Below are 24,131 nucleotides of genomic sequence, written 5' to 3'. Positions count from 1 at the left end.
GGGGGTTTTGAATCATGGGTTACTTCACGCGGACACGATCAATATAGGTCGCAAAGGCTGCTAGTTGGCTGGTAAGGAAATCCAGCGTTCCTTGATCAATCAACGCCTTGGCATGCTCATCCACTTTGCTTTGAATCACGCCACCCATAAATTCAGGCTTATTCATCACCATCGCATCAAGGAAAACCAGGATCTGACGTAAGTGATACTGGCAACGTGCTCCACCCACCGGCCCCATTGAGCTGGTTTGAATAGCAACTGGCTTGCCTGCCAGTGGTTGGTTTGGCAAGCGAGACAACCAGTCGATCGCATTCTTCAATCCACCTGGCACCGAATAGTTATATTCCGGTGTGACGATGATAACCCCATCAGCTTGACGAATCTGCTCAGCAATAGCTTGAACTGTAGCCGGGAAGCCGTCTTCCTGCTGAACATCAGCATCATAAAGCGGAATATCACGAATAGAAGGCAGTGCTTCAATGGTGACGCCTGAAGGCGCTAATTTAGGCAGTGCGCGGGCTACCATCGCATTGTAAGAACCATTACGCAGGCTACCCAGTAGGGTAACAATTTTAAGGGATTGCTGTGGCATGACATACTCCCGTTCAGTAAATGGATGAGGCTTTATACCCGTCATCTTTCTCATTGCAGGTGTGTTGGCCTCTCACCTGCATTTTGAAATCTATTGGTTATTTGTTACCAGAGTAGGCCAAACTTATGCGACAAAACAATGACTATCTCGCGTATGACGACATTTAAACATCACTTAAATTGGTGTTAGGGGGGAATTATTACGCTGAAACTGTGACCGCAGGAGAGGAACGGAAAAATCGTTTTTATCAGTCATCAAGTCTGTGCGCAAAATGCCGTTAATAGATCTGGAGCTATCCAGCTCTCTTAATTGAGCGACACGATAATGCTAAAAACCACTCAAGCCCGCTTTACCTTACTCGTCAGTGCGTTTTTTATTTTATTACTGATAATCACCGTGGTGGTTATTCAGCTTTTTGTGACACCACAACTCAAACAATCTGAAAGTACCATTGTCGGTAATAGCGTTGACCAAATTGCGACGGCAATCACGGCGCAAATGAACAAAGTGGAAGCGCAAGCCCGCAGCATTACACAGGCTGTTGCCATTATGGACAGCAATACCATTGATCAACTATTACCGGGGCTGGTGGATCAGTACGGCGACAGTAATGTGTTTGGTGGTGGCATTTGGCCATTACCTAATAAACGTGAGCAAGGGGTGACTAAGTTCAGCACTTTCTTTGCCCGTAATGGAGAAAATAAGTTAACGGTCAACACCCATTGGAATTCACCAGAATCACAAAATTATTTTGAGCAACCATGGTACAAAGATGGCTTAAATGCGCCTAAAGGCTTCTGCGCGTGGGCTAAGGCCTACCAGGATGATGCCAGCCCACAGCCAAGAACCAACTGCGCGATGGCAATTTATAAAGGTGACGAGGCCTACGGTGTTTCAACCATTGACGTTACTTTAGGTTTCTTTAACCGTTTGGTTAAAGAAATGGAACAGAAAGTGAATGGCACTATTCTGATTGTCGAAGCTGATGGCAAGATTGTCGGCAGCAGTGCTCTGGCGGATGGCAAAGCCGAATTAAAAAATCTGTCTGACTTTGCGGCCAACTCGCCGATGGCGGCTGAAACCCAGCGGTTATTGCCGCAGTTAAAAGATCAAAAAGCACTGGAGAGTGAATTTGATGTCGACGGTACCTCTCACACCCTGTTTATTCGCCCGATCGCCAATAGCCCGTGGTATTTGGTTACTGACTTACCAACCAGTTTATTGGTGAAACAGAGCCACGCCATCCTGTTGCATCTGGGGTTAGTACAGATTCCAATTATGCTGTTATTGCTCTTGTTCCTGGTGTTTTCTATCCGCGTCTTTATGAAACGCTTAGCGGCTTTGAAAGAGAATATCACTGCATTATCGGCGGGAGGGGCTGATTTGACGCAGCGCTTACCGGAAAGCAATAGCCCAGAATTCAATGCAATTAACCAAAGTTTCAACAATTTTATCGACTATTTACAGCAAATGATGCGGCAAGTCGGTGAAAGTAGCCTAGCTATTGCCTCAGCATCGCGCCAGATAGCTAGCGGTAATCTGGACTTATCCGCCCGTACTGAAGATCAGGCCAGTTCAATTGAACAAACCGCAGCCTCAATGGATGAACTTACCAGCACGGTGAAACAAAATGCGGATAACGCCAGTCACGCCAACCAATTGGCGAGAGATGCTTCTACTGTTGCGGTGAAAGGTGGCAAGGTGGTGAAACAGGTGGTGGATACCATGGGTTCAATCAATCATTCATCGAAGAAAATAGTCGATATCATTAGTGTGATTGACAGTATCGCCTTCCAAACCAATATATTGGCACTTAATGCGGCGGTAGAAGCAGCAAGAGCGGGTGAACAAGGCCGTGGTTTTGCGGTGGTGGCATCAGAAGTGCGTAATCTGGCGCAGCGTTCAGCGACATCTGCTCGTGAGATTAAAAAACTGATCGAGGACTCGGTGGCTGATATTGCCATTGGTACTGGCTTGGTGGCTGACGCGGGAACCACTATGGATGATTTAATGAGCGGGGTGTCCAATGTGGCGGCATTAATGAATGAAATCATGTCATCCAGTCAGGAACAAAGTTTGGGTATCGAACAGGTTAATCTGGCAATCAATCAGTTGGATAATTCAACACAGCAAAATGCGGCGCTAGTGCAACAAGTTGCTGCTGCGGCTCAGGCGATGCAGGATCAAACTTTACAGTTGGAGAGTGTGATTAGCGGCTTTAAAGTTTAATTTTATACCTGTCATACTTCAAGCTGCAGGTGTGTTGGCTACGTTTAATCATCCGAATCACTTACTTATGTAAGCTCATCGGGATTATGGGCCTCTAATGAGGCTCACTCTGCGGGCCAGCGCAAGCGCTGTTCAACATGGTTTACAACCAAGTTGTTATTCACTTGCCGCCTTCCTGCAACTCGAATTATTTAGGGTATATATTGCAGTTATGCCAAAAATCTGACCCCTTTTGCTCGCCGAAAAGGGGTTTTTTTATCACTCACGGCGAATTTTACTGGCAAATAAATTACCCAGCGATTGGATGAGCTGTACCGTAATAATCAATACAATCGCGGTAGTGACAGTTACGAACGTATCAAAGCGCTGATAGCCATAGGTTATAGCCAGATCACCAATCCCACCGCCGCCGACAGTACCTGCCATGGCGGTAGCACCAATCAAGCCAATGGTGGCTGTGGTCAGTGCCAATATCAAAGATGACAGTGCTTCGGGTAATAGAAAATACCAAATCGCCTGAAGGGGCGTGGCACCCATCGATTTTGCTGCCTCGAGAATTCCGGGGTTAACATCCAATAATGAATTTTCTACTAATCGGCCAATATAAGGTGCGATAAAAATAATCAATGGCACGATGGCTCCTGGTGTTCCGATAGTGGTATTCACGATCAAGCGGGTAAGTGGGATAATCGCTACCATCAAAATAATAAAGGGCAGTGATCGGATGATATTAATCAATGGGTTAAGAATATTATAAAAAGTGCGATTGTTAATTAGCCCTCCGGGCCGGGTTACCACCAATAAGATTCCCAGTGGGATACCAATAAGAGAACCGATCACCAATGAAATACTGACCATAACCAGTGTGTCGTGTAGCGCCTGGACAAATTGGTCCAACGTAATTGCGGTTTCGATCATTAATGTATTTCCTGTATATCAATTCCTGTTCCAGCCAGGTGCGTGACGGCACTATCAATGAGGTTGTTGTCACCGCTTAACAGCAGCACCATATGACACAATGTGGTGTCTTGTATCTCCGACATGTTGGCAAATAGAATATTCACGCCCACATCATATTGCCTGATAAGTTGATTTATCACCGGTTGCGTCGCAATCGCCCCCATAAATGCTAAACGAAATTGGCGGCCAGCATGACTGCTATCTAACAGTTTTCTCACACTATCGGGCAGGCTGTCCTTGATCACGGTGCGGACGAAATTAAGGGTTGTGGGGTGAGTGGGGTGGCCAAAAACCGTTAATACCGAACCCTGCTCAATTATTTGGCCGTTTTCCATAACCGCGACCTTATTACAGATTTTTTGAATGACGGACATTTCATGGGTAATCAGCAACACTGTAATATTGTATTGCTGATTAATTTTCTTCAGTAATAATAAAATCTGGGCGGTAGTTTGTGGATCCAGTGACGATGTGGCCTCATCACACAGCAGAATTGATGGATTGGTTGCCAGAGCACGAGCAATACCTACCCGCTGCTTCTGCCCCCCCGATAATTCATTAGGAAAACTATGGCTCTTATCACCTAACCCAACAAAATCCAGCAATTCAGCGACGCGCTCCTGAATGAATTTTTTATTTTTACCTAATAAGATGAGCGGCATAGCTACATTCTTAAAAACAGTTTTTGACTCCAGTAAGTTAAAATTCTGGAATATCATTCCGATGTTTTTTTTAAGTAGCCTGAGTTGCTCATGACTAAAATCATGTAGATTATTACCATCAATAATCACATCACCGGATGTTGGACTTTCCAATGAGTTTACCATTCGTAATAAGGTGCTTTTCCCTGCACCGCTATAACCGATAATGCCAAATATATCGCCATCTTCGATGGTTAAACTAACATTATTAAGCGCTTGTAGCTTTACACCTTTACGTTCAAAGGTTTTAGAAATATGCTGAAGTTCAATCATCAGATTATTCCATTACTTAAGATAATCAGGCAGCATATAACCGGTGTATTTCTCATTTCCTAGAATGTATTTTTTGAACTCCGCCGAGTGGTATCCCGCAATAATATCCTTGGCAAATTCTGCATCTTTATTTTTACCGGCGACAGTTACCACATTCACAAACTGTGTGGTTGGTTTTTCAAGTTGCAGTGCTGAGCTGAGTTTTATACCGTTAGATACAGCAAAATTACCCTGAATAGCACCAAAGTCGACATCGGGTAATGCTCTGACTTGCTGGGCATTATCCATATCTTTGATCACCAGATGGTACGGATTTTCTGCTATGTCTTTTTGCGAGAAGGTCGCTGGATCAATTTTTTCCTTTAGCTTTATCCAGCCGATAGATTGCAACAACAGTGCTGCGCGGTACTCATTTGAGGGCTGGTTAGGGACTGAAATCAAAGTACCTTCTTTGGGTTTTTGGTCTTTTTGGCTTTGCTGATATTTATCAGAATACAGTCCCATCGGTGGCGTTGGGACCTGAACAATACCGGTATTATCAATCCGCAGACGCTCATTTATCGCTTGCAGATAAATAGGGTGTTGCATGATATTGCCATCAATCTCGCCAGTGCTAACGGCATTATTAACCTGGATGCCATCATTAAAATCTTTATATTCGATGCGATAGCCTTTGTTGATCAGATAAGGGGCTACACCTTTTTCAAATTGTTCTTTATAAGGGCCAGGATTAAATCCCAATTTGATAACTTTATTTTCTTCACTATGGGCATTTAGTGAAGTAACAATAATTAAACTAAATAAAGGTATCGTCAGTGAAGGTATTCTCATCATAATTTCCCTGTGGAATAGTGTTAATTTAGTCTCTACCAGAGGCTTTATTTATTATGTTGCCGGTTATTCTTTTAGCTAAAAGCGGGATAACTAAGAATGAAATCATTCAAACATTGCGGGGATGAAGCGTAAACGAAGAAAATGATCTTAGCTTATCTATAATAGAGATAATGGATTTAGTGTTTTTTATTAGGCGATTGGGACGAAAGGCGGATTATCAACCCGCTGCGTACAAATTGCGCAGCGGGTTCTATCGCTATAACCGGGGTTTAGCCCTGAATCAGATTAGGGATTTTTACATCAGGATTTACGTCAGCGTCATAATCCACACCGTCGACGGCAAACCCAAACAGGTTTAAGAACTCAGTCTTATAACCGGTAAAGTCGGTCAATTGGTAGATATTGTCATTGGTGACTTGATCCCACAACGCTTGTACCTGGTTTTGAATTTCTGGTGCCAGTTCTTTGTAGTCAGCACGCAAACGGCCATCGGCGTCTAGATGCGGTGCCTCACCACACAAGCTGTCTTTATACAGCGAATAAACTTGCTCGATGCAGCCTTCATGAGTGCCTTTTTCTTTCATCACCTTGAATAGTAATGACAAATACAGTGGCATCATTGGGATAGCGGAACTTGCCTGAGTCACTACCGCTTTCAACACGGATACCCGGGCATCACCGCCGCCATGGGCAGCTAAGCTATCGCGGATAGTCAGAACTTTTTGGTCCAGATCCTTTTTGGCTGCGCCAATAGAACCGTTCCAATAGATATCATGAGTGATTTTTTCACCCAGATAAGTAAAGGCGGTAGTTTGTGCCCCTTCAGCCAGCACGCCAGCTTCCAGTAGTGCATCAATCCACATCTGCCAGTCTTCGCCACCCATCACTGCTACCGTGTTGTCTATCTCGGTTTGAGTTGCGGGTTGCAGCACAACTTCTTTGATAACTTCTTTATCGGTATCCAGGCCACGGAATTTAACTTCATGGCCGATTGGCTTCAGTGTGGAGTTAAACACTTCGCCGGTTTTTGGATGAGTGCGGCGCGGCGAGGCCAGGCTATAGATAACCTGATCAACCTGACCCAGATCTTGCTTAATAGCCTCGATGGTCAGTCGTTTGATCTCATCGGAGAAAGCATCGCCATTGATGCTTTTCGCATACAGGCCTTTCTGCTCAGCAAACTTGTGGAAAGCTGCGCTGTTGTACCAGCCGGAGGTCGCCGGTTTACCTTCTTCTCCTGGGCGTTCAAAGAAAATACCCAGCGTATCGGCACCACAACCAAATGCTGCTGTGATTCGAGCTGCCAGCCCGTATCCAGTTGACGCACCAATCACTAATACTCGTTTTGGGCCGTTAGCAATTGGGCCTTCTGCTGTGACATAGTCGATTTGCTTTTTGACGTTAGCTTCACAGCCCGCCGGGTGAGCAGTCACACAGATAAAGCCGCGTACACGTGGTTTTATAATCATGGATACCTCAGTTTATGAATAAAGTTAAGTGTTCGAGCTACCGTCGGTCGAGACTCTAACAGTTCGGACTCATAGAGTCAGATTATCAAAATTAGCGATAATCTGCTCCAGCTCTATAACATCACACTCATTTTCCGATACAAAAACTGGAGAAAATGCGCCCCAGTAAGTCATCTGAGCTGAATTCGCCGGTAATTTCACTCAATGACTGTTGTGCTAAACGTAGCTCTTCCGCCAATAACTCACCGGCGTAAGCGCTTACTAACTGTTCGTGGCCTTGCACCAAATGCTGGGCAGCGGCTTCCAACGCTTGCAAATGGCGTCGGCGAGCCAGGAAGCCACCTTCGGTGTTACTGGTAAAGCCCATACTCTGCTTAAGATGGCTACGCAGCAGGTCAATACCTTCGCCGGTACGGGCCGATAAGCGAATAAGTGAGTGACCATTCACTTCGGTTAACCCCAGCGATTCACCTGTGACATCCGCTTTATTGCGCACCACGGTGATGGGCAGAGTCGATGGTAGGCGGGCCATAAACTCAGGCCAGATAGCGGCCGGTTCGGTGGCATCAGTCGTCGTACCATCAACCATAAACAGTACGCGATCTGCTTGTTCTATCTCATTCCACGCCCGTTCGATGCCAATGCGCTCAACTTCGTCACTGGCTTCACGTAAGCCAGCAGTATCGATGATATGCAATGGCATCCCATCGATATGAATATGTTCCCGTAAAACATCACGAGTTGTGCCTGCGATATCGGTTACGATTGCAGCTTCACGGCCCGCTAACGCATTGAGCAGGCTTGATTTACCGGCATTTGGGCGGCCGGCAATGACCACTTTCATCCCTTCACGCAACAAGCTGCCTTGCCGTGCTTCAGTGCGCACCTGCTCAAGATCGGCCATCACACCGTTCAACTGGCCTTCAATCTTGCCATCAGAAAGGAAGTCAATTTCCTCATCTGGGAAGTCAATGGCAGCTTCGACGTAGATTCGCAAGTGAGTAAGTGCTTCCACCAATTGATGGATTTTAACTGAAAATGCACCCTGCAATGAATTTACTGCTGAGCGGGCGGCTTGCTCCGAGCTGGCATCAATCAGGTCGGCAATCGCTTCTGCTTGAGCCAAATCCAGCTTGTCGTTTAAAAACGCGCGTTCAGAAAACTCACCCGGACGGGCAATGCGCAGCCCTGGCAGCGCCAGAATGCGTTTTAACAGTAAATCCAGTATAACCGGACCACCGTGACCTTGCAGTTCCAGCACGTCCTCGCCAGTAAAGGAATTGGGGCCGGGGAAGTAGAGAGCGATACCTTGGTCTAATGTACTGCCATCAGTATCTTTAAACGGCAGATAATCGGCATAGCGAGGCTTGGGCAATTTGCCCAAAACCGCCTGCGCCACGTCTGCGGCAGCACGACCTGAAACACGTAAAATACCAACACCACCACGGCCTGGCGGGGTTGCTTGTGCCACGATAGTATCAGTGGTGCTCATGGTTATTTCTCTCTTTAAAAGAATAAGGCGGTCATATAGCTATGACCGCCTCATATACCCTTCTTAATTGCAGTCGCAGCGTTTGTTAGCTGCTCTCCCCCAGTTACTGACGTATGCCAGTGACTGGGGTATCTATCATGTTAAGACTGTTTCTTCTTATCGCGGCTATGTAAACCACGTTTTTCCAGACCACGATAAATCAACTGCTGTTGCAGGATGGTCACCAGGTTACTGACGATATAGTACAGTACCAGACCAGCCGGGAACCACAGGAAGAACACAGTGAAGATAACTGGCATAAAGGTCATTATCTTCTGCTGCATTGGGTCCGTCACGGTAGTTGGTGACATCTTCTGAATGAAGTACATGGTGATACCCATCAGAATCGGCAGAATGTAGTACGGGTCTTGTGCTGACAGGTCATGAATCCACAGGATGAACGGCGCATGACGCAACTCAACGGAACTCATCAACATGTAGTACAACGCCAGGAAGATTGGCATCTGAATGACCAGCGGTAAGCAGCCACCCAGCGGGTTAACCTTCTCAGCTTTGTACAGCGCCATCATCTCCTGACTCATACGCTGCTTATCGTCACCGATACGCTCACGCATGGCAGCCAGTTTAGGCTGTAGCAAACGCATTTTCGCCATCGAGGTGTATTGCGCTTTTGTCAGCGGGTACATGATACCGCGCACGATAAAGGTAATCACGATGATGGAGAAGCCCCAGTTACCGACAAAGCTGTGAATGAATTTCAACAGTTTGAACAGTGGCTGAGAAATAAACCATAACCAACCATAATCAACAGTCAGGTCCAGATGTGGCGCAATGGCCGCCATTTTGTCCTGAATTTCTGGGCCAACCCATAAGGTAGCACCCAGCTGTTTCTGCTCACCCGGTTGAATAATAACTGGCGCACCTTTAAAGCCGATAGCCGCCAGACCATTACCCAAATCAGAAGAGTAGAAAGTGTTGGTTTCATTAGCTGCCGGGATCCAGGCGGTTGCAAAATACTGTTGCAACATGGCTACCCAGCCACCTTTGGTGGTGATGTCCATATTTTTGTCTTCGATATCACTAAAGCTGTATTTTTTATATTTAGTGTCATCAGAAGAGTAAGCCGCGCCACGATAGGTGTGCAGCGCAAAGTTATTGCTGCCGGTATCACGGTGTTTAGGCAAATTGATGCTTTGCTTCAACTGACCAAACAGCGTCAGCTCCAGCGGGGCAGCAGAGGCGTTTTTAACGTGATAATCCACGCCAATGGCGTAATCGTTACGTTTTAGCACAAAAGTCTTGGTGAAAACGGAGCCATCTTTGCCGGTAAAGGTCAATGGAATACGCAGTTCATCCTGACCGTCAGCCAATACAAAGCTGGTTTGAGGCGCTTCAAACAGTGGGCGCTCACCGTTAGCTGGATTATCCGGGCCGCTTTTGCCTGTCAGACCGCTTTGCGCCTGATAGACGAAAGCTGGAGTGGTTTCCAGTAATTCGAAAGTTTTATCTGAACCCAGAGCATCCGGGTAAGCCAGCAGGTTAGCCTGCTCGATGTCACCACCACGGGTATTAATGGTCAGAGACAGCACATCAGTTTTTACAGTAATCAGTTGACCCTGACCACTGCCGGGCACAGCCTGGCTTGCTTTATCACCGGTAGCAGTATTCGCAGTCTGTTGCGTGGTCTGAGCGGCTGGTTGTGGACTGTTGTCCACTTGCCAGGCTTGCCAGATCATGAAAGACACGAACAGCAGAGCGATGAGTAGAAGATTGCGTTGCGAATCCATCGTTAGTGTTCTCTGTTATCGTCGGGTTTCGGCGGCACGGGATCATCGCCACCTGGGTTCAAAGGGTGGCATTTTAATACGCGTTTCAGTGTTAACCAACTGCCTTTTATCATCCCAAACCGGCGCAATGCCTCAATTCCGTAATGAGAGCATGTCGGATGGAAACGACAACGCGGCCCCAGCAGCGGACTAATCACGAGCTGATAGCCCCTGATTAGCCCGATCAGGATGCGGGAGCCTGGCGACAGTGGCGACGCCATAATTTTTCCAAAGCTTCCGTCAACGCACGGTTATCGAGGTCAGCCACACCCTTTTTCACCAAAACGACAAAATCCATAGACGGTAACGTATGCTGATGCAAACGGAAGCTTTCGCGTGTGAGGCGCTTTATCCGGTTACGTTCGTGAGCACGTTTGACATGTTTTTTGGCGACGGTAAGACCGATGCGGGGATGCCCCAGCTCGTTCAGGCGGCCGAGGATGGTGATTTGCGGCGTGCCAGCCCGTTGTGGCTGCTGGAAGACAAAAGTGAAATGACTGGGAGTTAACAAACGTAACTCCCTAGGAAATGCTAGCTTAACCACTGAGATGGTTAGCTTTTATTACTTAGAAACAGTCAGACGAGTACGGCTTTTCGCACGACGGCGAGCCAGAACTTGACGACCATTTTTGGTGGCCATACGAGCACGGAAACCGTGGCTACGGTTGCGCTTCAATACGGACGGTTGGAAAGTGCGTTTCATAGCGATTTCTACCTAAACTTAAAATAATTACTGATTCAGTAAACGCGTTTGGCTGCTCGGAGTGAAGACACCGACGCCTCAATCGCAACATATAAAGAAGCGGGATTGTAATAATTGTACAGTCCTGAGTCAATTGACATTGCGCCCGCCCGCACAGAAGTTTTCTGTATCGGGAGTTTACCAAGAGCCTGCCCGTGTTCACCGCTGGTTTCTTTTTGGCCAAAGCCATCAAGAACACAGGCATCACACGTAGGGCTGAGGATTATACGGACTCCCAGACAAATCGCAAGGATCGCCGTGAGATCCTTTGTGGATTAATGAGGATCAGTTGTTAGAAAAGGGGAAGGTGATACCAGTATATTCTGAAATATTTTGCGATCATTGCTGATGAGGGACACGAAAAGCTGTGCACTGGGTTACACTCCTAACAGAAGTTATGTCCTGTGGATAAAAAGGATCTAATCTGTGAGGAAGGGGAGGATCTATTGCTCCTTTTGCGCTATGATCCGCCATTCCGATCGCATCCGCTACTCTGGATCACTACTCCGGGATCGTAGGGGGATGTTAGTCGTAAAAACAACCGAAAAACGGTTCGCATGTCACTTTGGCTTGCTACAGGCCATATTGGCGTGTGTCAAAAACGATGAGTTACAAAAAATCCTGATTTCTTTCTTTTATTGATCTTGTTCGAGTGGAGTCCGCCGTGTCACTTTCGCTTTGGCAGCAGTGTCTTGCCCGATTGCAGGATGAGTTACCTGCCACAGAATTTAGTATGTGGATACGCCCCCTACAGGCGGAACTGAGTGACAATACTCTGGCGCTTTACGCCCCTAATCGTTTTGTACTGGACTGGGTCCGTGATAAGTACTTAAACAATATCAATGGCTTACTTAATGACTTTTGTGGTTCCGAGGTTCCTTTACTGCGTTTTGAAGTAGGGAGTAAACCGGCGGTAAGAACACACAGCCATCCAGTAACCGCCAGTGTTAGTGCACCTGTCGCTCCGGTTACCCGCAGCGCCCCTGTACGCCCGAGTTGGGACAGTTCGCCCGCTCAACCTGAACATTCTTACCGTTCGAATGTGAACCCGAAGCACACATTTGATAACTTCGTTGAAGGTAAATCCAACCAACTGGCTCGTGCTGCGGCACGTCAGGTTGCTGATAATCCGGGTGGCGCATATAACCCGTTATTCCTCTATGGCGGTACAGGTTTGGGTAAGACTCACCTGTTACATGCAGTAGGGAATGGCATCATGGCGCGTAAAGCCAATGCCAAAGTGGTTTACATGCATTCGGAGCGTTTTGTGCAGGACATGGTTAAGGCCTTGCAGAACAACGCGATAGAAGAATTTAAACGCTATTATCGTTCCGTTGATGCATTATTAATCGATGATATTCAGTTCTTTGCCAATAAAGAGCGTTCCCAGGAAGAGTTTTTCCACACCTTTAATGCCTTGTTGGAAGGTAATCAGCAGATCATTTTGACCTCAGATCGCTATCCAAAAGAGATCAATGGCGTCGAAGATCGTTTGAAATCGCGTTTTGGCTGGGGTTTAACGGTTGCCATTGAGCCGCCGGAACTAGAAACCCGAGTCGCGATCCTGATGAAGAAAGCGGATGAAAATGATATTCGCTTGCCCGGTGAGGTTGCGTTCTTTATTGCCAAGCGTCTGCGTTCCAATGTGCGTGAGCTGGAAGGGGCATTGAACCGTGTGATAGCTAATGCCAACTTTACCGGTCGGGCAATCACCATTGATTTCGTGCGCGAAGCTCTGCGTGACTTGCTGGCATTGCAGGAAAAGCTGGTTACCATCGATAATATTCAAAAGACTGTCGCAGAATATTATAAAATTAAGGTCGCTGACCTGCTCTCCAAACGGCGTTCTCGTTCGGTGGCCCGCCCGCGCCAAATGGCGATGGCGCTGGCAAAAGAGTTAACCAACCACAGCCTGCCTGAAATCGGCGATGCGTTTGGTGGCCGCGACCATACCACGGTGTTGCATGCTTGCCGCAAGATTGAGCAATTGCGTGAAGAAAGCCACGACATCAAAGAAGATTTCTCTAACTTAATCAGAACATTATCCTCCTAGCGCTATGAAATTTATCATTGAACGTGAGCATCTGCTAAAACCGCTGCAACAGGTCAGTAGCCCGCTGGGTGGACGTCCTACGTTGCCAATTTTAGGTAACTTGTTGTTGCAAGTGACCGAAGGCTCTTTGTTGCTGACGGGGACCGATCTGGAAATGGAGATGGTCGCGCGCGTGGCGCTGTCTAATCCCCATACCCAGGGAGCAACCACCGTACCGGCCCGGAAGTTTTTTGATATCTGGCGCGGTTTGCCAGAAGGGGCAGAAATCACGGTGGCGCTGGATGGTGATCGTCTACTGGTGCGCTCTGGCCGTAGCCGCTTCTCGCTGTCTACCCTGCCCGCGGCGGACTTCCCTAATCTGGATGATTGGCAGAGTGAGGTGGAGTTCACCTTACCGCAAGCCACACTGAAACGTCTGATTGAGTCCACTCAGTTCTCGATGGCTCATCAGGATGTGCGCTATTACTTGAACGGTATGCTGTTTGAGACTGAAGGTGAAGAGCTGCGCACTGTGGCGACCGATGGCCACCGTTTGGCGGTATGTTCCATGCCAATCGGGCAGACATTACCTTCACATTCGGTGATCGTGCCGCGTAAAGGTGTGATGGAGCTGGTCAGGTTATTGGATGGGGGTGATACACCACTGCGCCTGCAAATCGGCAGCAACAACATCCGCGCGCATGTGGGGGATTTTATTTTCACCTCTAAGCTGGTTGATGGCCGTTTCCCTGATTATCGCCGGGTATTGCCGAAGAACCCTGACAAAACGCTAGAAGCGGGTTGTGACTTGCTGAAACAGGCTTTTGCCCGTGCAGCAATTTTGTCAAATGAGAAGTTCCGCGGCGTTCGGCTCTATGTCAGTCACAATCAGCTCAAAATCACCGCCAATAACCCTGAACAGGAAGAGGCGGAAGAAATCCTCGATGTTAGCTACGAGGGAACGGAAATGGAGATCGGTTTCAACGTCAGCTATGTACTTGATGTGCTGAATGCACTGAAATGCGAAGATGTGCGCCTGTTATTGACCGATTCGGTCTCCAGTGTGCAGATTGAAGACGGTGCTAGTCAGGCTGCGGCCTATGTTGTCATGCCAATGCGTCTTTGAACTATAGCGGGCTATCTTACTTGCCAGCTTGGGATTGGGCAGTGCTCACCATCCTCACGTACATTAAGTACGCTCCGGTGGTTGTGCGCTGTCCGCACCCAATCTGTCTGCGACAATTACGCCCTCTTTCAGAGGTAATGCGATAACGCCCTTGATGGTTTGATGTTCAATAATGAAGACATTTGCAGCATGGCTCTGACACGGTTGTTAATTAAAGATTTTCGTAATATCGAATCGGCAGACTTGGCGCTGGCAGCGGGGTTTAATTTTTTAGTTGGCCCCAACGGTAGCGGTAAAACCAGTGTGTTAGAAGCGATTTATACCCTTGGCCATGGTAGGGCTTTTCGTAGTTTACAAGCAGGCAGAGTGATCCGTCACGACTGTGCCGAGTTTGTGTTACATGGCCGGGTTGATGTGAATGAACGTGAATCATCTATTGGGCTAAGTAAAAGCCGGCAGGGTGATAGCAAGGTGCGGATCGATGGCACTGACGGCCACAAAGTGGCCGAATTGGCGCAAATGCTGCCCATGCAATTGATCACCCCTGAGGGGTTCACCTTATTGAATGGCGGGCCAAAATTCCGGCGCGCTTTTTTAGACTGGGGTTGCTTTCATAATGAACCCGGTTTTTTTACGGCCTGGAGCAATCTAAAAAGATTACTTAAGCAGCGCAACGCCGCGCTGCGCCAGGTTAGTCGCTATGCGCAAATCCGGCCTTGGGATCAGGAAATTATCCCACTGGCTGAACGCATTAGTGAGTGGCGGGCGGCATACAGTGATGCAATTGCGGCAGATATTTCAGCCACATGCTCCCTGTTCCTGCCAGAGTTTGCCTTGAGTTTCTCTTTCCAGCGCGGCTGGGATAAAGAGAGTGACTATGGTGAGTTGCTGGAACGCCAGTTTGAGCGTGACCGCGCGCTAACTTATACCGCCATCGGGCCACATAAAGCGGATTTCCGCATTCGGGCCGAGGGTACGCCGGTAGAAGATTTGCTATCGCGTGGTCAGTTGAAGTTGCTGATGTGCGCACTGCGGTTAGCGCAGGGTGAGTTTCTCACCCGACAGAGCGGGCGGCGTTGCCTGTATCTGCTTGACGATTTTGCTTCCGAATTGGACACCGGCCGTCGTCGATTATTGGCCGAGCGTCTCAAGGCTACCCAGGCACAGGTTTTTGTCAGCGCAGTGAGTGCTGAGCAAGTTGCCGACATGGTAGGCGAAAAGGGCAAGATGTTCCGCGTGGAACATGGCAAAATAGAGGTTCAACCACAGGATTAAAAATGAGCGAGAAACGTTGATGTCGAATACTTATGACTCCTCAAGTATCAAGGTATTAAAAGGGCTGGATGCGGTTCGTAAGCGTCCGGGCATGTATATCGGTGATACTGATGACGGTACCGGTCTGCACCACATGGTATTCGAGGTTGTGGACAACGCTATCGACGAAGCCCTCGCTGGCCACTGTAAAGAAATTATAGTCACCATCCATTCGGATAACTCTGTTTCTGTGCAGGATGATGGCCGTGGTATCCCAACCGGTATGCACGAAGAGGAAGGGGTATCAGCCGCAGAGGTCATCATGACCGTGTTGCATGCTGGCGGTAAATTTGACGATAACTCTTACAAAGTTTCCGGCGGTTTGCACGGCGTGGGCGTGTCCGTTGTTAACGCCCTGTCTGAAAAGCTGGAACTGGTCATTCGCCGTGATGGCAAAGTTCACGAGCAAACCTACAAAATGGGCGTGCCTCAGGCACCGCTGAAAATGGTGGGTGAAACCGATCTGACCGGGACGACCGTGCGTTTCTGGCCAAGTTTCCAGACCTTCACCAATAACATCGAATTCCAGTATGAAATTCTGGCTAAACGCCTGCGCGAGCTGTCGTTCCTGAACTCCGGTGTATCAATCAAACTGAAAGACAAACGTAACGACAGAGAAGACCACTTCCATTATGAAGGGGGTATTCGGGCGTTTGTTGAGTATCTGAGCAAAAACAAAAACCCGATCCACCCGAAAGTGTTCTATTTCTCCACCATGAAAGATGATATCGGTGTGGAAGTGGCATTGCAGTGGAATGATGGTTTCCAAGAAAATATCTACTGCTTCACCAATAACATTCCGCAGCGCGATGGTGGTACTCACTTGGTGGGCTTCCGCACGGCGATGACCCGTACGCTGAACAGCTATATGGACAAAGAAGGCTACAGCAAGAAAGCGAAAATCAGCGCCACTGGTGATGATGCCCGTGAAGGCCTGATTGCTGTTGTTTCTGTTAAAGTGCCGGACCCTAAATTCTCCTCACAGACTAAAGATAAATTGGTTTCTTCTGAAGTGAAAACTGCGGTCGAAACGCTGATGAACGAGAAGTTGGTTGAGTATTTGCTGGAAAACCCAACCGACGCCAAAATCGTGGTTGGCAAAATTATCGATGCTGCCCGCGCGCGCGAAGCCGCGCGTAAAGCGCGTGAAATGACACGCCGTAAAGGCGCGCTGGACCTGGCAGGTTTGCCGGGCAAACTGGCAGATTGTCAGGAACGTGACCCCGCGTTGTCCGAACTCTACTTAGTGGAAGGGGACTCTGCGGGCGGCTCTGCGAAACAAGGCCGTAACCGTAAGAATCAGGCCATTTTGCCGTTGAAAGGTAAAATCCTGAACGTTGAGAAAGCGCGCTTTGACAAAATGCTTTCTTCGCAGGAAGTCGCAACGCTGATTACTGCATTGGGTTGTGGTATTGGCCGGGATGAATATAACCCTGACAAACTGCGCTACCACAATATCATTATCATGACCGATGCCGACGTGGATGGTTCTCACATCCGCACGTTGCTATTGACCTTCTTCTACCGTCAGATGCCGGAAATTATTGAGCGTGGCCATGTGTTTATCGCTCAGCCGCCACTGTATAAAGTGAAAAAAGGCAAACAAGAGCAATACATCAAAGATGATGATGCGATGGAACAGTATCAGATGACACTGGCACTGGATGGCGCTGCATTGCACGTCAATCCTGAGGCACCACCGCTAGTGGGCGAGCATTTTGAGAAACTGGTTGCTGAGCATTATAGCGTTCAGAAGACCATTGCTCGTATGGAGCGCCGTTATCCGCGTGCTTTGCTGAATAACCTGATTTATCAGCCAACCTTGAAAGAAGAGGATTTGAGCGATAAAGCAGTGGTGACACAGTGGATTGATTCACTGGTGGTGTTACTGAATGAAAAAGAGCAGCACGGCAGCAGCTACAGTTCTGTGGTGCGCGAAAACCGTGAGCGTCAATTGTTCGAGCCAATATTGCGTATCCGTACCCACGGTGTAGATACCGATTATGATCTGGACTTTGATTTTGTCCACGGCGGTGAGTATCGCAAGATCTGCCTACTGGGCGAAAAACTGCGTGGCTTAATTGAAGAAGGCGCATTTGTTGAACGTGGCGAACGCCGAGTTCCGGTTTCAAGCTTTGAAGATGCGCTGGACTGGTTAGTGAAAGAGTCTCGCCGTGGCTTGGCAATTCAGCGCTATAAAGGCTTGGGTGAAATGAACCCAGAGCAGTTGTGGGAAACCACCATGGACCCAACCAGCCGCCGTATGCTGCGAGTGATGGTGAAAGATGCCGTTGCAGCGGATCAGTTATTCACCACCCTGATGGGTGATGCGGTTGAGCCTCGTCGTGCCTTTATCGAAGAGAATGCGTTACGCGCAGCCAATATCGATATTTAATCCGATAAGCGATTGATCGGATAGAAAAGCCCAGGGCAGTAAGCTGCCTCTGGGCTTTTTTTTGCCTATTTGCACCCCATTGAGAATTCATCGGGTTATGACATTCAAAATCAACTCAAGAGCAGCAAACCAGGTTTACGCTATGTCGGATGTGCCAATGGGGCGATGTCAGTTTTGCGTGAAGCTAGCGTGCTGTTTGCCGTGGTGATAGGTTGTGTATTTCTTGGCAAATCGCTGTCCATCAGAAAAGTGGTGGCGTGCACCGTAATTGCTATCGGTTCGATCCTCATTAGGTAACGGTTGGGGGGCATGGAATATCCCAATCAGGTTGCCGCAGGACAGCATAGGATAATCAGGAGAATGAAAGATGTCTTTGAATCCAACCATTGCGCTTATTGGTCCGGGCGCTATTGGCACCACCATCGCAGCAGTACTGCATGAGGTGGGACGTACACCGGTACTTTGCGGTCGAACTGCGCATTCGCAGCTAGAGCTACGCTATGACGGCGGCCAGATTATTGTACCCGGACCAGTGCAGATCCATCCCGCAGCGATTACCCGGCCGGTCGATCTGGTTTTTGTTGCTGTAAAATCGACTCAGGTTGACGCGGCAGCGCCATGGCTGGCGACTTTATGCAATGAGAATACCGTGGTGTGCGCACTGCAAAATGGTGTTGAGCAGATGAGCCAACTTGCGCCTTACGTATGTGGCGCCACCGTTCTGCCTTCAGTAGTGTGGTTCCCCGCACAGCGTGAACCGGATGCTTCTGTATGGCTGCGTGCTAAACCACGTCTTACCTTGCCGGATTCTCCGCCGGCGAATTTGGTGCTCACCGCGCTAAGTGGCACCCGTTGCTTAGTCGAGCTGGCGGCTGATTTCACCTCTATCGCCTGGCGCAAGCTGCTCCAGAACGCGGTGGCGGGGTTGATGGTACTGGCGAATCGCCGTGCTGGCATGTACACACGTCCCGACATCACCGAGTTGGCACTCGCTTATCTGCGGGAATGCCTCACCATCGCGCGAGCTGAAGGCGCAAAACTAAGTGATGACGTGCCGCAGGAGATTGTGGATGGCTTTCATCGCGCCCCGGCTGATTTAGGTACTTCGATCCTTGCCGACCGTCAGGCGAATCGTCCGCTGGAATGGGATATTCGTAACGGCGTGGTGCAGCGGTGCGGGCGTGCGCATAATATTCCAACACCGTTCAGTGATGTCATCGTTCCACTTCTTGCGGCAGGCAGCGACGGGCCTGGGTGATCATGCTAATTGAGGATAAAAAACGCATCATTCGTACATCCGGTTTACGCAAAGAAATCTGTCACCCCAATACAAGATATATGGCGGGAAATTGTGCTGATGCCAGTTGCAGTGCCAGTCCAAGTCGGGACTGTATATGCGTCGTTACCTGATTGATTTCTCGCGCGTACGCTTTTATTCCATTGGCTCTCATACCCCATTCACTAGCATTTGAGCGCTGAATCGCGTTAGCATGAGGCATTAGTTAAATAAATGTGAGGACCTATGGCTATTGAACTGATCGCTATCGATATGGACGGCACGTTACTGAATCCGCAGCACGAAATCACTCCACGGGTAAAGCAGGCTATTGATGCTGCCCGGGCTAAAGGGGTCTGTGTGGTATTGGCCACGGGTCGGCCCTATATTGGGGTCCAACGTTATTTACGTGAATTAAATATGCAAAACAGTGGTGATTATTGCATCAGCAATAACGGTGCATTAGTGCAAAAAGCCGCCACGGGTGAGTGTATTTTGCAGGAAACTATCAGTTTTGAGGATTACCTCTATTTCGAGGCTTTATCGCGCAAAATGGATGTTAGCTTCCAGGCTTTTGATTTTGATACCTTATATACCGCGAACAAAGACATCAGCAAATACACCCTACATGAAGTGTTATTGACCGGTATTCCATTGAAATATCGTGCAATCGAAGAGATGGACCCAACATTACGTTTTCCTAAAGTGATGATGATTGACGAGCCAGAAAAACTGGATCGTGCCTTAGCGATGATGCCAGCCGAAGCTTTTGAGCGTTTCACTATCATGAAGAGTGCACCGTTTTATCTGGAAATCCTGAGTAAGCGAGTGGATAAAGGGACTGGGGTGAAAATGCTGGCAGATCACTTAGGCATTGCGCAGGAAAATGTGATGGCTTTGGGTGATCAGGGTAATGATATTGCGATGGTTAACTATGCTGGTGTCGGTGTTGCAATGGGGAATGCTATCCCTGAATTGAAAGAGATAGCGCAGTTTGTCACGTGCACCAACAGTGAAGACGGTGTGGCGGTAGCGATAGAGAAATTTGTACTTTGATATTTAACTGATGCAGTAGCTCATTAATTTGCTGCTCGGATCAGGTTTCGGTTGATATTCAATTTGTTGCTATTGCCGACCGTTATGCCTCAACCAAGCAAGAGGGCTGGCCGGCCCTCCTGCACCTGCGGCTTGCGCGAAATATTGTGGCTTCGCCATACCCTCCGGCAGCTTACCGGCTAATCGAACCGGTGCTGACTCGCTCCCAGCTCGACAGCACCTTTCGCCGCGTCCATGCGGCTCATTCGGCCTGTAAACTTTGTCGGCAATATTCCTGATTGCGCTCAAGGTCAACAGAGAAAATCTAAAAGCCTACCCTCTCTTTTATCACCCTAGAATCCCTTTCACTATTTGCACATCCTGAATCCCTAATCCGGTTAAATCCGCCAGAGTGATCTGTTGGTCATTATCTCTAAAAGAGATACCTTGCGCTAAAACTGAACCCACCTCAGTTAAGGTGTGAGTTGCTAATAGCCCTTGCTGGAATGCCTGCGAAATCTCACCAAATTCTGAGCATTGCGCCCATGAGTCCAGCAATATTTTATCGGCTTTAGCTACCAGTTCAGGGGATAGCTCATGTTTACCTGCACTATCTGCACCGACCGCCGTAATATGGGTTCCTGGCTGAATATCCGCCGCTTGCAAGATAGGTTCTCTGCTCGGTGTGGTGGTGATAATCAACTGGCATTGACGGGCTAACTTTGCGGCATTCAGTGTAGTATTAACCGCGAAACCTTCATCTTCAGCATACTGCCGATACTCCTCTAATGCCGTTTCACTGCGACCCCAAACCCATAGCTGACGGCATGCCACCACACTTTTTAGGTACATCAGATGTAGCCGTGCCTGCATACCGGTACCGATGATACCAATAGCACTGATATGTTTTGGTGCGCAAAGCTCGGCGGCAATTCGCCCGGCCAGCGCAGTACGCAGCGCAGTTAGCCACCCCTCATCGAGCAAGATAGCTTGTGGCTCGCCAGTAAGGGCGGAAAAGGCCATCATCAGCCCTTGATTACTGGCCAATCCTTGCGCGGGATTATCATAGAAACCGCCGGAAACCTTTACCACAAACTGACTGTCACCTTGCAAATACCCACTTTTAATACAGCAATCACCGTTGGCTTGCCCAAACAGCAAATGTTGCACTGGGGGCATTTGCACTTGCTGCTGGCTATATGCAATAAAGCCCTCTTTGAGCAGCAAGGTGATGGCATCTGCATCGAACTTGTCAAGAATTTGTTGCTTACTCAAAATTAGCATTCGGCGATGGCTCCCAGATATTTTTCCAGTACGATATTTTTACCGCACAGTACCACTGCCACTTTCTTACCTTGCCAACGTGGTGCCAGTTTCAACGCTGCCGCTAATGCCACACCAGCAGCACCTTCAATCATCCAACGGTCTGTGTGGGCAATCAAGCGCATGGCATCTTTGATTTCCTGCTCACTCACCAGGACTTTCTGATCGATCAACTGTTGGCAAAGTGCGAAGGTGATGGCTCCGGGTTCAACACCTCCGGCGGTACCGTCAGACAGGGTTTCCTGCTCTGCCACTTCCTGAATTTGGCCATTTTGCAGGCAGGTATACATGCTGGTGGCATTCGCCGGCCAGCAACCAATCACCTGTGTTTTATCCGATAATTTCTTTAAAACTGTCGCAATACCAGAAATCAGGCCACCACCGCCAACGGCAATAAACACAGCATCAAGGTCTGGTTGCTGTTCCACCATCTCCATGCCACAGGTACCTTGCCCGGCAATCACTTGCGGGTCGTTATAAGGAGAGATATAGACTTTGCCCTGCTGCTCTGCGGCGATACTCGCAGCCAGTTCGGCATTTAAAGCATCTCCTGCTACCAGTTCAATATGGCCGCCCAGTGCGCGAATAACTTCCAGCTTGATAGCTGCCGCTTGCTCTGGCGCATATATGGTGGCTTTCACTCCTGCCAGTTTCCCCGCTAGCGCCATAGCTTGCCCGTGGTTACCGGTCGAGGCAGTAATAACGCCGTTCTGGCGCTGTTCATCGGTCAACAAACGCAACTTGTTACTGGCTCCACGAAATTTAAAAGAACCGGTATGTTGCAGATGCTCACACTTAAGATAGATTTCGCAGCCACTGTGCTGCGATAGCAATGGGCTATATTCCAGCGGCGTCACTCTCACTTGTGGGCGTAATACCTGATGAGCTTCTTTAATGGCATCGAATAATGTATTCATGACGGTTCCTTAAAATCCTTTAGCTGGTTTTTATATTTTTCAAATGGTTATAAACAGTCGCCCGACCAATGCCGAGGATTTTTGCCACGTAACCTGCTGCATTCTTACCGTTGAATGCGCCCTGTTGATAGAGGGTCTCAATGAGCATCCGGCGGCTAGCATTATTCAAAGCTGCTAGCGTGAGCTGCTGCTGCTGTAACCAATGATGGATATAAGTGTTGATGCGTTCCTGCCAATCATCCTGAAACAGCACATCCGGTTGTGGCTGTAGTTGTTGCCCTGACAGGAATAGCTCCAGTGCTGCTTTGGCACTTTCAAATACGGTGATATCCAGATTGATACATAACAATCCAATTGGCTGCCTATTGTCATCACGTAATACCGTGCTGATGGAACGCAGTTGACGGCCATCCCAATTACGCTTTTGGTAAGGCCCGATCACCTGTGAGTGCTGATCAAATCGCAACTCACTGAGATTGGAGTCTTCCCCTAATTCCCGCTGTGAATAGTTGTTGGCGATATAAACCAATTTTTGGCTGGTTAAGTCATGAATGACGACTTCTGCATAGGGAGAGAAAAGGGTGGCGATTGCATCGGCAATGGGCTGGTATCGATTAAGCATAGGTCATTTTATTTGGAATTAAAAATCCATATTAGACTTTTATTTCTAAATGCACAGGGGTTATGCCGTTTTTTTCATTCATTTTGTGATGGATTGCTTATTTTGCGATCCAAATTGTAGTACAAAAATAAAGTATAGCTCTACAATCTGTTTGTGTTGAATGACAAAGTTTGAAAATTGTGCGGCGTTGTGGGGACGGTTAATCAAGAGATGCGTAAAGTAAGGGAATCATTATTGGTTAACCTGAAATAACCGGAGCGAACATGACAAAAGAACAACTCAGTAAAACAGACCGCATTATTTTGGTTATTGGTCAGCAGATTGTTGAAGGCAAATATCCACCGGGCTCACCGTTGCCTGCCGAAGCGGAAATTTGTGAGGAATTTCAAACCTCTCGTAACATGATTCGTGAGGTTTTTCGGGCGCTGATGGCAAAGCGATTGATTGAAGTGAAACGTTTTCGTGGAGCGTTTGTCCGGCCCCGTAATCAGTGGAATTATCTCGATACCGATGTACTGCAATGGGCGCTGGCCAGTGATTATGACCCACGTTTAATCAGTGCGATGAGCGAAGTGCGTAATCTGGTCGAGCCAACTATCGCCCGCTGGGCTGCCGAAAGGGCAACCTCGAAAGAGCTGGCGGTGATTGAAACGGCACTCAATGAAATGATCGCCAATCATCAAGATAGAGACGAATTTAACGAAGCGGATATCCGCTATCACGAGGCGGTATTGGCTTCGGTACACAATCCGGTATTACAGCAACTCAGTGTGGCAATCAGCTCTCTGCAACGGGCGGTGTTTGAACGAACCTACATGCCTGATGAAGAAAACATGCCGCGCACATTACAAGAGCATCAGGATCTTTATGACGCTATTCGCCATCAAGATGCTGATGCGGCAGAACGGGCTGCGTTAACCATGATAGCCAGCTCCGCTAAACGGCTAAAGGATATTACATGAGTGAGCAGAGT

21 protein-coding genes are annotated in these 24,131 nt (G+C 48.3%); 8 read left to right on the top strand and 13 right to left on the bottom strand.

Going from position 1 to position 24,131, the window contains the following annotated elements; all coding sequences use genetic code 11:
* Nucleotides 1-19 precede the first annotated feature (19 nt).
* Nucleotides 20-592: an NADPH-dependent FMN reductase gene (locus tag V2A84_RS19055; protein WP_083161552.1), complete on the bottom strand. Its 573-nt coding sequence runs from the start codon at nt 590-592 to the stop codon at nt 20-22.
* Nucleotides 593-916: 324 nt separating this feature from the next.
* Between V2A84_RS19055 and V2A84_RS19050 the strand changes: the two genes are divergently transcribed.
* Nucleotides 917-2,821 (top strand): methyl-accepting chemotaxis protein, encoded by a 1,905-nt coding sequence (locus tag V2A84_RS19050; RefSeq protein ID WP_083161550.1) that lies wholly within the window; start codon nt 917-919, stop codon nt 2,819-2,821.
* A 258-nt stretch (nt 2,822-3,079) separates the two neighbouring features.
* Here the strand turns inward: V2A84_RS19050 and V2A84_RS19045 are convergent, their stop codons facing one another.
* The 9 genes from V2A84_RS19045 to rpmH all read right to left on the bottom strand — a co-directional run bounded on the left by V2A84_RS19045 (nt 3,080) and on the right by rpmH (nt 11,079).
* A complete protein-coding gene (locus V2A84_RS19045) occupies nt 3,080-3,739 on the bottom strand; it encodes a methionine ABC transporter permease (protein ID WP_083161548.1) in 660 nt (219 codons plus the stop codon).
* Complete coding sequence (locus V2A84_RS19040) at nt 3,739-4,755, bottom strand: methionine ABC transporter ATP-binding protein (protein ID WP_083161546.1); 1,017 nt, start codon at nt 4,753-4,755, stop codon at nt 3,739-3,741. The genes V2A84_RS19045 and V2A84_RS19040 overlap by 1 nt, the downstream gene beginning before the upstream one ends.
* Before the next feature lie 12 nt (nt 4,756-4,767).
* Nucleotides 4,768-5,586, bottom strand: coding sequence for a MetQ/NlpA family ABC transporter substrate-binding protein (locus V2A84_RS19035; RefSeq protein ID WP_442849142.1), 819 nt, complete (start codon nt 5,584-5,586; stop codon nt 4,768-4,770).
* 272 nt (nt 5,587-5,858) lie between these two features.
* Nucleotides 5,859-7,058 (bottom strand): enoyl-ACP reductase FabV, encoded by a 1,200-nt coding sequence (gene fabV, locus V2A84_RS19030; protein WP_083161542.1) that lies wholly within the window; start codon nt 7,056-7,058, stop codon nt 5,859-5,861.
* Between the two features lie 127 nt (nt 7,059-7,185).
* Nucleotides 7,186-8,550 carry a tRNA uridine-5-carboxymethylaminomethyl(34) synthesis GTPase MnmE gene (gene mnmE, locus V2A84_RS19025; RefSeq protein WP_083161540.1) on the bottom strand — a complete coding sequence of 455 codons (1,365 nt, stop codon included), beginning with the start codon at nt 8,548-8,550 and terminating at the stop codon, nt 7,186-7,188.
* A 140-nt stretch (nt 8,551-8,690) separates the two neighbouring features.
* Nucleotides 8,691-10,337 (bottom strand): membrane protein insertase YidC, encoded by a 1,647-nt coding sequence (yidC, locus tag V2A84_RS19020; protein WP_083161538.1) that lies wholly within the window; start codon nt 10,335-10,337, stop codon nt 8,691-8,693.
* 2 nt (nt 10,338-10,339) lie between these two features.
* Nucleotides 10,340-10,597, bottom strand: coding sequence for a membrane protein insertion efficiency factor YidD (yidD, locus tag V2A84_RS19015; RefSeq protein ID WP_032906726.1), 258 nt, complete (start codon nt 10,595-10,597; stop codon nt 10,340-10,342).
* Entirely contained in the window at nt 10,561-10,920 is a 360-nt protein-coding gene (rnpA, locus tag V2A84_RS19010) for a ribonuclease P protein component (RefSeq protein WP_025380108.1), read from the bottom strand. The genes yidD and rnpA overlap by 37 nt, the downstream gene beginning before the upstream one ends.
* Before the next feature lie 18 nt (nt 10,921-10,938).
* A complete protein-coding gene (gene rpmH / locus V2A84_RS19005; protein ID WP_004393543.1) occupies nt 10,939-11,079 on the bottom strand; it encodes a 50S ribosomal protein L34 in 141 nt (46 codons plus the stop codon).
* A gap of 703 nt (nt 11,080-11,782) precedes the next feature.
* Between rpmH and dnaA the strand changes: the two genes are divergently transcribed.
* The 6 genes from dnaA (at nt 11,783) to yidA (ending at nt 20,317) form a co-directional block, all read left to right on the top strand.
* Nucleotides 11,783-13,171, top strand: coding sequence for a chromosomal replication initiator protein DnaA (gene dnaA, locus V2A84_RS19000; protein WP_083161536.1), 1,389 nt, complete (start codon nt 11,783-11,785; stop codon nt 13,169-13,171).
* 4 nt (nt 13,172-13,175) lie between these two features.
* A complete protein-coding gene (dnaN, locus tag V2A84_RS18995) occupies nt 13,176-14,276 on the top strand; it encodes a DNA polymerase III subunit beta (RefSeq protein ID WP_005186756.1) in 1,101 nt (366 codons plus the stop codon).
* A gap of 189 nt (nt 14,277-14,465) precedes the next feature.
* Nucleotides 14,466-15,551 (top strand): DNA replication/repair protein RecF, encoded by a 1,086-nt coding sequence (gene recF, locus V2A84_RS18990; RefSeq protein ID WP_083163975.1) that lies wholly within the window; start codon nt 14,466-14,468, stop codon nt 15,549-15,551.
* A 19-nt stretch (nt 15,552-15,570) separates the two neighbouring features.
* A complete protein-coding gene (gene gyrB, locus V2A84_RS18985) occupies nt 15,571-17,985 on the top strand; it encodes a DNA topoisomerase (ATP-hydrolyzing) subunit B (protein WP_083161534.1) in 2,415 nt (804 codons plus the stop codon).
* Between the two features lie 367 nt (nt 17,986-18,352).
* Nucleotides 18,353-19,243, top strand: a complete 891-nt coding sequence (locus tag V2A84_RS18980) for an oxidoreductase (RefSeq protein ID WP_372568427.1) — start codon at nt 18,353-18,355, stop codon at nt 19,241-19,243.
* A gap of 264 nt (nt 19,244-19,507) precedes the next feature.
* On the top strand, nt 19,508-20,317 hold the full coding sequence (gene yidA / locus V2A84_RS18975; RefSeq protein ID WP_083161529.1) for a sugar-phosphatase: 810 nt from the start codon (nt 19,508-19,510) through the stop codon (nt 20,315-20,317).
* 327 nt (nt 20,318-20,644) lie between these two features.
* On the opposite strand, the gene V2A84_RS18970 is transcribed toward yidA, so the two are convergent.
* The 3 genes from V2A84_RS18970 to V2A84_RS18960 are packed head-to-tail and all read right to left on the bottom strand — an operon-like array spanning nt 20,645 to nt 23,158.
* Nucleotides 20,645-21,580: an ornithine cyclodeaminase family protein gene (locus V2A84_RS18970; protein WP_083161527.1), complete on the bottom strand. Its 936-nt coding sequence runs from the start codon at nt 21,578-21,580 to the stop codon at nt 20,645-20,647.
* Nucleotides 21,574-22,536 (bottom strand): threonine/serine dehydratase, encoded by a 963-nt coding sequence (locus V2A84_RS18965; RefSeq protein ID WP_083161524.1) that lies wholly within the window; start codon nt 22,534-22,536, stop codon nt 21,574-21,576. Before V2A84_RS18965 ends, V2A84_RS18970 begins: the two co-directional genes overlap by 7 nt.
* Before the next feature lie 19 nt (nt 22,537-22,555).
* Nucleotides 22,556-23,158 (bottom strand): helix-turn-helix transcriptional regulator, encoded by a 603-nt coding sequence (locus tag V2A84_RS18960; protein WP_083161522.1) that lies wholly within the window; start codon nt 23,156-23,158, stop codon nt 22,556-22,558.
* Between the two features lie 263 nt (nt 23,159-23,421).
* Here V2A84_RS18960 and dgoR point away from each other — a divergent pair, with 263 nt between their 5' ends.
* Nucleotides 23,422-24,120, top strand: a complete 699-nt coding sequence (gene dgoR, locus V2A84_RS18955) for a D-galactonate utilization transcriptional regulator DgoR (RefSeq protein ID WP_083161520.1) — start codon at nt 23,422-23,424, stop codon at nt 24,118-24,120.
* Nucleotides 24,121-24,131: the final 11 nt, after the last annotated feature.

The sequence above is a fragment of the Yersinia sp. 2553 StPb PI genome, from assembly GCF_052217105.1.
In the GTDB taxonomy this organism is placed as follows: Bacteria; Pseudomonadota; Gammaproteobacteria; order Enterobacterales; family Enterobacteriaceae; genus Yersinia; species Yersinia enterocolitica_E.
This window is presented reverse-complemented; position numbering and strand designations above follow the sequence as displayed.

Excerpts from the sequence above, each read along its gene's own strand:
- V2A84_RS19055 (WP_083161552.1), bottom strand. The coding sequence starts at position 592 with ATGCCACAGCAATCCCTTAAAATTGTTACCCTACTGGGTAGCCTGCGT.
- V2A84_RS18960 (WP_083161522.1), bottom strand. The coding sequence starts at position 23,158 with ATGCTTAATCGATACCAGCCCATTGCCGATGCAATCGCCACCCTTTTC.
- mnmE (WP_083161540.1), bottom strand. The coding sequence starts at position 8,550 with ATGAGCACCACTGATACTATCGTGGCACAAGCAACCCCGCCAGGCCGT.
- V2A84_RS19050 (WP_083161550.1), top strand. The coding sequence starts at position 917 with ATGCTAAAAACCACTCAAGCCCGCTTTACCTTACTCGTCAGTGCGTTT.
- rpmH (WP_004393543.1), bottom strand. The coding sequence starts at position 11,079 with ATGAAACGCACTTTCCAACCGTCCGTATTGAAGCGCAACCGTAGCCAC.
- yidA (WP_083161529.1), top strand. The coding sequence starts at position 19,508 with ATGGCTATTGAACTGATCGCTATCGATATGGACGGCACGTTACTGAAT.
- V2A84_RS18980 (WP_372568427.1), top strand. The coding sequence starts at position 18,353 with ATGTCTTTGAATCCAACCATTGCGCTTATTGGTCCGGGCGCTATTGGC.
- V2A84_RS18970 (WP_083161527.1), bottom strand. The coding sequence starts at position 21,580 with ATGCTAATTTTGAGTAAGCAACAAATTCTTGACAAGTTCGATGCAGAT.
- fabV (WP_083161542.1), bottom strand. The coding sequence starts at position 7,058 with ATGATTATAAAACCACGTGTACGCGGCTTTATCTGTGTGACTGCTCAC.
- V2A84_RS19045 (WP_083161548.1), bottom strand. The coding sequence starts at position 3,739 with ATGATCGAAACCGCAATTACGTTGGACCAATTTGTCCAGGCGCTACAC.
- gyrB (WP_083161534.1), top strand. The coding sequence starts at position 15,571 with ATGTCGAATACTTATGACTCCTCAAGTATCAAGGTATTAAAAGGGCTG.
- recF (WP_083163975.1), top strand. The coding sequence starts at position 14,466 with ATGGCTCTGACACGGTTGTTAATTAAAGATTTTCGTAATATCGAATCG.
- V2A84_RS19035 (WP_442849142.1), bottom strand. The coding sequence starts at position 5,586 with ATGAGAATACCTTCACTGACGATACCTTTATTTAGTTTAATTATTGTT.
- dnaN (WP_005186756.1), top strand. The coding sequence starts at position 13,176 with ATGAAATTTATCATTGAACGTGAGCATCTGCTAAAACCGCTGCAACAG.
- yidC (WP_083161538.1), bottom strand. The coding sequence starts at position 10,337 with ATGGATTCGCAACGCAATCTTCTACTCATCGCTCTGCTGTTCGTGTCT.
- yidD (WP_032906726.1), bottom strand. The coding sequence starts at position 10,597 with ATGGCGTCGCCACTGTCGCCAGGCTCCCGCATCCTGATCGGGCTAATC.
- V2A84_RS19040 (WP_083161546.1), bottom strand. The coding sequence starts at position 4,755 with ATGATTGAACTTCAGCATATTTCTAAAACCTTTGAACGTAAAGGTGTA.
- V2A84_RS18965 (WP_083161524.1), bottom strand. The coding sequence starts at position 22,536 with ATGAATACATTATTCGATGCCATTAAAGAAGCTCATCAGGTATTACGC.
- dgoR (WP_083161520.1), top strand. The coding sequence starts at position 23,422 with ATGACAAAAGAACAACTCAGTAAAACAGACCGCATTATTTTGGTTATT.